Source organism: Microseira sp. BLCC-F43 (assembly GCF_041929235.1).
Classification (GTDB): Bacteria; Cyanobacteriota; Cyanobacteriia; order Cyanobacteriales; family Aerosakkonemataceae; genus Microseira.
In genome coordinates, this window is the sequence record NZ_JBHFNP010000366.1 from 1 (window position 1) to 9,097 (window position 9,097).

General features: G+C 46.6%; 9 protein-coding genes and 1 pseudogene. All 10 read left to right on the forward strand.

The window, feature by feature from the left end; all coding sequences use genetic code 11:
- The first annotated feature begins 746 nt into the window (after positions 1-746).
- The 10 genes and pseudogenes from ACE1CM_RS48625 to ACE1CM_RS48670 all read left to right on the forward strand — a co-directional run bounded on the left by ACE1CM_RS48625 (position 747) and on the right by ACE1CM_RS48670 (position 9,045).
- On the forward strand, positions 747-1,523 hold the full coding sequence (locus tag ACE1CM_RS48625; protein WP_374886826.1) for an SDR family oxidoreductase: 777 nt from the start codon (positions 747-749) through the stop codon (positions 1,521-1,523).
- Between the two features lie 21 nt (positions 1,524-1,544).
- Positions 1,545-1,751 (forward strand): annotated as a pseudogene (locus tag ACE1CM_RS48630) (transposase); the annotation flags it as partial.
- Positions 1,752-1,768: 17 nt separating this feature from the next.
- Entirely contained in the window at positions 1,769-1,912 is a 144-nt protein-coding gene (locus tag ACE1CM_RS48635) for a hypothetical protein (RefSeq protein ID WP_374886827.1), read from the forward strand.
- A gap of 281 nt (positions 1,913-2,193) precedes the next feature.
- Positions 2,194-2,772 carry a DUF1349 domain-containing protein gene (locus tag ACE1CM_RS48640; RefSeq protein WP_374886828.1) on the forward strand — a complete coding sequence of 193 codons (579 nt, stop codon included), beginning with the start codon at positions 2,194-2,196 and terminating at the stop codon, positions 2,770-2,772.
- Between the two features lie 133 nt (positions 2,773-2,905).
- Positions 2,906-4,408 (forward strand): aspartate aminotransferase family protein, encoded by a 1,503-nt coding sequence (locus ACE1CM_RS48645; protein WP_374886829.1) that lies wholly within the window; start codon positions 2,906-2,908, stop codon positions 4,406-4,408.
- Positions 4,405-5,382: a zinc-binding dehydrogenase gene (locus tag ACE1CM_RS48650; RefSeq protein WP_374886830.1), complete on the forward strand. Its 978-nt coding sequence runs from the start codon at positions 4,405-4,407 to the stop codon at positions 5,380-5,382. The genes ACE1CM_RS48645 and ACE1CM_RS48650 overlap by 4 nt, the downstream gene beginning before the upstream one ends.
- Positions 5,383-5,393: 11 nt before the next feature.
- A complete protein-coding gene (hxpB, locus tag ACE1CM_RS48655) occupies positions 5,394-6,059 on the forward strand; it encodes a hexitol phosphatase HxpB (protein WP_374886831.1) in 666 nt (221 codons plus the stop codon).
- Positions 6,060-6,140: 81 nt separating this feature from the next.
- Positions 6,141-7,334 (forward strand): MFS transporter, encoded by a 1,194-nt coding sequence (locus ACE1CM_RS48660; RefSeq protein ID WP_374886832.1) that lies wholly within the window; start codon positions 6,141-6,143, stop codon positions 7,332-7,334.
- A gap of 44 nt (positions 7,335-7,378) precedes the next feature.
- A complete protein-coding gene (locus ACE1CM_RS48665) occupies positions 7,379-8,209 on the forward strand; it encodes a sugar phosphate isomerase/epimerase family protein (protein WP_374886833.1) in 831 nt (276 codons plus the stop codon).
- 581 nt (positions 8,210-8,790) lie between these two features.
- Positions 8,791-9,045: a hypothetical protein gene (locus ACE1CM_RS48670; protein WP_374886834.1), complete on the forward strand. Its 255-nt coding sequence runs from the start codon at positions 8,791-8,793 to the stop codon at positions 9,043-9,045.
- Positions 9,046-9,097: the final 52 nt, after the last annotated feature.

A 9,097-nucleotide genomic window follows, 5' to 3' on the forward strand; every position in this document is an offset into this window, starting at 1 on the left:
AAAAAAGCTGTATATTAAATTTTAATTAATCAAAACTCAACCTTTCTACCTGTTAGCAAATAGCATCATCAACAGAAAGTTGAGTGTGAATCTGTAGCGGAAAACGCCACAGAGACAAAATCCTTTGTTGCCAAGGCGATCAACGAGTCAGATGTACATAAGTCCGGTCAGGGACATCGATTGGCAGTAAAGTAATATCGCGAAAAGCTGCGAGTAGTTGTTCAGCGGTAGGATGAGCCGTAGCGCGTTGAGGATTAGCTGCGTATAGACCCGCTAACTTCTCTTTTTGTACAGCTAAATTACGACGAACGGAAAATTACAGTAGAGTCAGGACAAGCAGAGCAATCGAGAGCAAGCGCATCAAACCAGTCACATGGTCATCTCGCTGCAAGTACATGGGAGTCAAAGATTAGGGAAAGCCTTTCAACCGCCCAAACCCTCTTGCCATCAAATACTCCTATGGCTAAAGCGAGTTGTCTGGCTTGATCGAAGGGGAACTCTCTGGCGGGGAAGGCATCCCAGGCAAGGAGATACCATTGGGTCAAGGGATCAAACCCGGCAGTGTCGCTTCCCGATTCAGAGCAGACTCTGCAAAACAAATGACCCTTTCAGGTCGGGCCAGTGACAACGAATTGCTAATTTTGAAAAAAAAAAAATTGCTGTAGGGGTGTGCTAAATATATGTTTTAATACTGTATGTCACAAAAAACTTGACATGAGCGCCAAACGTATGAGGATATTTTTAAAATGGCAAGACTGGTAGGTAAAGTAGCTTTGATAACTGGTGGTAGCTCCGGGATTGGTAGGGCTACGGCGCTGGCTTTTGCCAAAGAAGGAGCTAAAGTTGTTGTTGCCAGTCGGCGAACCCTAGAGGGTGAAGAAACCGCACAGTTGATTAAAGATATAGGCGGTGAAGCTTTTTTCGTTAAAACCGACGTTGCAAAAGCGGTAGAAGTTGAGGCATTGGTTAACAAAACCGTGGCAACTTATGGTCGTCTAGATATCGCCTTCAACAATGCAGGTATTGAGGGACCAATAAAAACGCTCGTTGAGCAGACTGAGGAGGAGTTTGATTCCATCATTGACATTAATCTTAAAGGGTTGTGGTTGTCGATGAAATATGAAATCCTAGAGATGCTTAAGCTTGGTGGTGGTACTATTGTCAATACTTCCTCGATATCTGGACTGGTTGGTATGCCGGCTTCCTCTATTTATTCTGCCAGTAAGCATGGCGTTTTAGGAATGACGAAATCCGCGGCTTTGGAGTATGCTAAATCTGGCATCCGCATCAATGCAGTGTCTCCTGGCTCTATCGAAACTGCAATGCTAAACCGTTTCCTCAGCAATAACCCCTTTCTGGGTAATAGCGTTGAGTCTAAAGAGCAAATGATGGCAAAGCATCCATTGGGGCGGATCGGCGATCCGGAAGAAGTTGCCGAAGCAGTTGTGTGGCTATGTTCAGACGGGGCTTCGTTTGTTACTGGACAATCCTTGACAGTTGATGGCGGCTATACCATACAGTAAGAAATCACCTTACTGGCTTATCTACTTTACCGCTACCGAGCAGGTAATCCGTGGTGGGATTTACCCGAACGATTTGGGGATTTTCGAGTAGTTCATACGCGTTTTAGTCGATGGGCAAAACGCGGAGTGTGGCAACAGCTGTTTGAGGCGTTAGGCGAAGATGCAGACAATGAATACCCAATGATAGACTCAACAATTGTGCGTGCCTACCAGCACAGTGCTGAGGCAAACGTGCGATGGGTTGAGTGAAGCCATCTTGGGCAATAAGTGCGATCGCAACGCTTGGCAAGGGAGCGCAGATCGCTAAAAATGGAGCGATCGCCACAACTTACGATCGGCGAGCAACAAACTTTAAGGGTGCTATCTATCTTGCTGCTACTGTTATCTAACTTACTTGACAATCGGCGCTAGCGCTGTTAGTAAAAGTAAGTAATTTTTAGTATAAAAATAGGTAAGGGTATAGATGAGTAAATATTAATTAATTGTAGAATCCACAAGATTATCTGGTTTTTGCCAATAAGATTATCTGGTGTACAAATCCTAAAAAAGGGCGAATACCATAAGATAAATTATGGTAAATTTGTACAGGAAATTTGTTGGGTGCGTCACAGAAGAATGAATCTCAATAATTGTGTTGGCAATTGTGTAGAAAAAACTCATGGTTTGGTAAATGAAAAGTAATGAACAAGAAATTATGTCTAGGAAGACAACTGTGATGAACTGGCACAATGAGCCTTTGCTCTGGGAGTCTCAAAATGACACCATTAAAATTACCTCAACTCACAAGACAGATTTCTGGCGCCAGACCCACTACGACTTCATCAGCGATAATGCACACTTCTATTACAAACAAGTCACGGGTGATTTTATTGCTGAGGTGAAAATTAGTGGTCAGTATCAGGAGCAATACGACCAGGCAGGATTGATGGTGCGTTTGGATGAAGCCAATTGGCTGAAGTGTGGGATTGAACTTATTGATGGCGTGCTGGAAGTGATTGCTGTAGTTACCCACGATTACTCAGACGCATCTTTTGTCTCCATACCACAAAACCTCTCTTCGATTTGGATGCGTGTGATTCGACAGGGGTCAGCCTTGCAGGTATTCTACTCTCTCGAAGGGGAGAAATACACCATGCTCAGATTAGCCCATCTGACATCAATTGAGACTGTGAGTGTGGGGGTTATGTGTGCCTCACCAACTGGTAAGGGTTTCCCCACGACGTTTGAAGGATTCAAAGTGGAAACCTAAACAGAGTTTTTCAAGGTTTTACCGCGAATTACAAGGAATTGACCGAGCATTAGTAACTCGGAGCAAAATTGTTAGCTAGTTAGTACAAATAGTCAGGTTAGAAACAGGAGAAAGTATGTTGGAGAACAGGTTGTTGAACATAAACACAGAATTGATAAGTGAAGCAAGTAGTGAAATGCTCTTGGGGCAAGGAGTTGAGTCAAAAGCGGTAAGATATGGTGACAACCTAAAGATACTACCAAAAGCCAGCGTTGAGGATCTGCGGAAAATTGATCGGGAATGTGTTTCGTGGGGAGATACTGTTCACTATCAAGAGAACCCCATCTTGGTCAGTAGTTGTCAAGGAGGGTTAGTTTTCGACAACGATGCCAACACCTACATTGATACAGGAATGTGGCATTCCAGCTGTAACTTCGGCTATCGAAATCCACAGATCGAATCGGAGGTTTTAAGACAATTCCAGACGCTCCCCCAAGCGTGTGGTGACTTCCTACATAGCGAGAAGTTGTTGATAGCCCAACAGGTGGTCGATGCCATATATGAAAGGACTGGCATCAAGGGTCGGGTATCTTTCAATGTGGGCGGTTCCCTAGTGGTAGAGGACGCGCTGAAGATTGTTCGTAAGAATACAGGAAAGAACAAGGTAGCTGTGATGATGGGCGCATACCACGGACGCTCCCTCGCTACACTGAACCTTTCTTCCAGCCACCGATATCGGCAGTATTTTAACGAGTTTCCAGAACGGGCGATTATGTTCCCGTTTGCCAACTGCTCTCAGTGTTTCTATGAAAAGGAAAGAGACACCTGCGATTTATACTGCGCTAGCATGATCGGCAAGGCTTTTGAAAACGAATATTATGGCATTGCCAGCGCCAATAGTTCCGAGATAGGTGCGATGGTTATCGAACCTTGCCAAGGGCGGGGCTATACAATCCCTCCGAAGGATTTTTATCAGAAATTCCTCACGGATTTGCGCGAACGTGGGATTCTGATTGTCGCCGACGAAATTCAAGTGGGGATGTATCGTACCGGAAAGTTGTTCGCTTTTGAACACTTTGGGTTCGTGCCAGACATTATCACCTTGAGCAAATCATTCACGAATGGACTGAGTCCGGTGAGCTTGGTATGGGCAAGAGCAGACTTAGTGGATCCAAAAGTCTTCACGCCAGGACACGCCCACAGTAACTTTGCGAATCACCCACTGGGTACGGCAGCAGCATTGGCGACGTGGCGGTATATGATGGCACAGGACTATGAAATTTCCGTACCAGCCAAAGGCGAGTACTTTCTGGCTAAGCTGCGCCAACTGCAAGCTCGTCATCCCTTTGTCTACAGCGTTGATGGCTTGGGACTGCTCCTGAATATGGTTTTTGCGGATGAAAGGGGTGTACCGTATCGCAATTCTGCCCAACTGGCAGCGGCGATCGCGCAAGACAACGACTTTACATGGCTGGGAAAGACTTGGCGAATGATTCTGCAAACAGGGGGATATGACCTTAACGTCCTGAAGTTCGCCCCCTATCTCGACATCAGCTACGAGGAAATTGACCGTACTATTGGGGTTCTCGATCAGGTGCTGCAAAAACTCGGTCCGATGCTTTCAACCCAATCTTTAGCCACAGGAGGTGTCAAGTGAAAGCCGCAGTTCTATACGGAGCCAATCAGGTAGAGATCCGTGAAGTCAGCACGCCAACCAATGTCCAAGATGGAGAAGTCATTGCCGATGTGGAATTTGTCGGAGTGTGCAAAACAGACCAACAGTTGACAATGGCGGGCTTAGATGAAGAGCGCATCTTGGGTCATGAGGTAGTTTGTCGGCTACCTCAGGAAAAAGGTTATTTTGCCCTGAATAACGAGATTTCCTGCGGTCAATGCACCTATTGCCGAGAGCAACTTACCAGTCACTGCCTCAATTTGCAGGAACTCGGTGTCAACCACGACGGTGGATATGCCCAGAAAATTCGCGCACCCAGGAAGTCCTTGCATCCCTTTGAATTGGACAATCCAGCATTGGGTGTCCTGATAGAGCCTCTAAGTTGTGCGGTGAGGGGAGCTAGTCGCATTCTGGCTGCTACCAATCTGTTGTCAGTATCCCGACCAAAAACCCTGATTATCGGTGGAGGACTTTCGGGTGTTCTGATTTCCTATCTGCTAACTCATTCCCCCAACTTCCATGGGGAAATCTACCTGTACGACATCACTAAAGCGCCGCTTCCTTGGGTAGATCGATTGGGTATTAAACGAGTCGAGATGCCAGAACCCGATTGGGCGCACCTAATCGTCGAGTGTTCGGGTTCGCCAGATGGTCTAGCCACTGCGCTGCGTCTGGTACGCAAGGCTGGTATAGTATGCATTTATGGTGTACCCAAGCAAGGGATTTCCTTACCAGTATCCCCACACGAGCTATTTATGCGGGAAATTACGGTGATCTCATCTTTTGCAGGTGCCACAGACCAGACAATGGGGGCAGCGATCGCTTACATTAAACGCGACGAAAAATTCTTTGAGCAACTGCTGGGTCGGATGATACCTCTAGAGAAGCTGCCAACCGAACTAACCGCCTGGAGTCCCCAACCGGGTACGCGCACCGTTGTGGAGATGAACGCTTGAGGAAAGTTCTCATGCTGGACGTAGCTGCCATCTTCGATATGGACGGTGTATTAATAGACAGCGAACCGCTATGGTGTAGAGCGGAAGTAGAGGTATTCAACAATTTAGGAGTGCCGCTGACACCGAGCATGTGTTCTCAAACAATGGGCTTGCGTACCGATGAGGTCGTTAGTTATTGGTACGCACAGTTCCCTTGGACAGGTGCTAGCCAGTCCGCAGTTGCCGAACGCATCCTCAGTCGGGTTGGCTTCCTTGTGGAGACAGAGGGGAAGCCAATGCCAGGAGCAGTTGAAGCCGTGCAACTGTGTCGAAGCATGGACTTGCCCCTAGCGTTAGCAACTTCATCGCCAATGTCTTTAGTCTCCTTGGTACTGAAGAGGCTAGGTTTGCAAGACGCATTCGATGTTTTAAATTCTGCGGAAACCGAGGAATTTGGCAAACCCCATCCAGCAGTTTATTTGACAACTGCACGCCGTCTTGGCGTGCATCCAAGCAAATGCGTCGCGGTTGAAGATTCTATTCGTGGCATGATGAGTGCCAAAAATGCAGGTATGCGATGTATCGTAATTCCAGCAGCAGAGGAACGAGAGAATCCTGAATTTGCAGCCGCAGATATTGTGCTGGATTCACTGGAAGCGATTGATAGAGCTTGGCTAGAGCGTGTGATGAACTCATGATATTCAGCATAATTGCGGATGACTTTGTTCGCGCTATCGTAATCTGTGACGAATGAAAGGAGGAATAGAAGGAGGTGGGACATGTCTATAAGTCAAGATCTGCTGGATGAACAGATACAAAAGGAAGTGCCAAGCGCTGCTCGCCTTGCTGTAGCAGCACTGTTTTACATCCAAGGCGCAGTATTTGCCAACTGGGTCGCACGTATCCCAACGGTACAACAGAAACTTGAGTTGAGTGATGGTGAACTCGGACGTGTGTTACTGGGTATGGCGATTGGTGCGGTAGTAACTATGCCAGCAACGGGGTGGTTACTTGCTCGCTTTGACAGCCGCCTGGTAACCACAACAGCAGTGTTAGGCTACTGCATGGTGCTGCTCCTACTCGCGTTAGCTCCTAATGAACCACTACTGGAAGTTTCATTACTGCTATTCGGAGCTTTTAACGGAGCAACCGATGTGAGTATAAACGCCCAAGGCATAGATGTCGAGAAACGTTACGGCAGACCGATCATGTCGTCATTTCACGGTATGTTCAGTGTTGGCGGTATGAGTTGTGCAGCTGGCAGCGGTTTGTTGGCCTATTTAGGGGTTGATCCCGTTCTACACTTGCTCGGCACTGGACTCTTGCTGGGAATAGTTGGGCTCGCAGCATCAAATTGGTTATTGTCAGCCGATATTGAAACCGATAGCCATGAAGAGCCAGTTTTTGCTATACCGACGGGAGCGCTCCTCGGGTTGGGGGTAGTGGCGTTTTGTGGTCTGCTGGGGGAAGGTGCGATGGCTGACTGGAGCGCGATCTATCTCCAGAATACAATTAACACTGGACCTGGACTGGCTGCCGCTGGATACGTAGTCTTTTCCATGACGATGGCCGTGGGTCGCTTCATAGGAGATTGGCTCACCCAACATCTGGGTTCAGTATGGATGATACGCCTCGGCGGTATTGTGGCTAGTGGTGGATTGGCGTTGTCTTTACTAATTACCCACCCTGTTACGGCACTCATCGGCTTCGCCTGCGTTGGTATGGGTTTAGCCTCGATTGGTCCGATTGTGCTGAGTGCGGCAGGAATCACTCCAGGAATAGCCCCCGGTCTTGCCCTCGCGGCAGTAACAACTGCAGGCTACTTTGGATTTCTGTGCGGTCCACCCCTGATCGGGTTCGCTGCCGATTTGATTGACCTCCGAGGTGCTTTAGGTATTATCGTCATCCTAAACGCGATCGTTGCAGTACTAGCCAAAACAGTGCTTCGCGCTGCTCCATCGGAAAATAGTTAGTCCAAAAGTAAAGATGTATTGTACTGATAGTGTAAAGGTATGTGATGTCAAATACTAATAACAACCAAGTTAAATTTGCATGTGCTGCATGGGGTTATAGAGAGTTAGAAATCCCAGAATACTTCCGTTTAGCAGCTAATTTAGGTATAGAGTCAGTCGAGGTTAATGTAGATCCCACAACACCTAAACATCTGCTTGATAGTTGCAGTGACGAGGAAGTAGATCGGGTTGCAAGTTGGGCTGACGAGATAGGTGTGCGCGTAGTCTGCATAGCAGCCAATAACGACTTCACGTTGATGGATAAATCAGATTTGGAAGAGCAGATTCAGAAAGTTCAACGTTTTGTGGACATAGCCAAGCGGTTGAACGCAGAGGTAGTGAGGATTTTTACTGGTGATAGTGTAAGTGAGAATCTTTCCTCAGAAGTTCTTAACCGCCTCCATTACGCCTTCAACCTTGCAGGAGATTACGCCCAAGAATATGGAATTAAGCTAGCTATAGAAAATCATGGGGGACTTACAGTTAATGGTCAACAGACAGCAAAGATCGTGGAAGGTATAAAAAGCCCTGCAGTTGGTGTAAATTTCGATCCAGCAAACTTCTTGAAAGAAGGTGTCGATCCCTTAATGGCGCTACGCTATATCTTGCCGTGGGTGAATTACAGCCATTGGAAAGATGTTCGATGGAGCAACGGTGGCACAGAGTACTGTGCCTTTGGCGAGGGAGAAATCGTTTGGAAGCCAATTCTCAAGGAGCTTCTAGACTCTGGTTATCAAGGGTATTGGACTATCGAATACGAAACAGTTGAAGATGTCCAGCGTGGAACGGGAGATAGCCTTGTCTGTCTTCGTAGGATGTTGCAAGAAGTTTCCTGAGTTTGAGGATGCTTACTATGGGGAAATTCAAACAGGTGTGACTTGAAGAAGATTTTGGAGAGGTTTGGAAGAAGAAAATGGTCAAATGTGACTTAAACAAAAAGATGACTGATTTTAAAGCAAAAGTTGAGCGTCTCTATCAGGCTGGAATAACCATTCTTTTGTTGTCGGTAATCAGAGTGCGATCGCCTTTGTGCTTCTCTACTGAGACTATTTGAGTTTCTCACTTCGGTCAACTTATCCTTAAAAAACAGGCATCGTTTGGTTTAAGTCACAGAATGTCTGTTTTTATTCTTGGTGGGTTCTTTTATCTCCGTAATTTCCGATTGTGCCAGTTGAGGGTGCGGAATGTGGGTTGAAAGGCTTTCGCTTATCTTTGACTCCCATGTACTTGCAGCGAGATGACCATGTGACTGGTTTGATGCGCTTGCTCTCGATTGGTCTGCTTGTCCTGACTCTACTGTAATTTTCCGTTCGTCGTAATTTAACTGGACAAAAAGAGAAGTTAGCGGGTCTATACGCAGCTAATCCTAAACGCGCTACGGCTCATATCATGTCTGGTGAAACACCCATAGTTAGGAATGACAAGGGAGAACGGTGACACGGTGACTTGGGAGAGATTTTTATTCAGGGTAATTAGGCGGACATCATATCATCCTACCGCTGAACAACTACTCGCAGCTGTTCGCGATATTACTTTACTGCCAATCGATGTCCCTGACCGGACTTATGTACATCTGACTCCTCGATCGCCTTGGCAACAAAGGATTTTGTCTCTGTGGCGTTTTCCGCTACAGATTCACACTCAACTTTCTGTTGATGATGCTATTTGCTAACAGGTAGAAAGGTTGAGTTTTGATTAATTAAAATTTAATATACAGCTTTTTT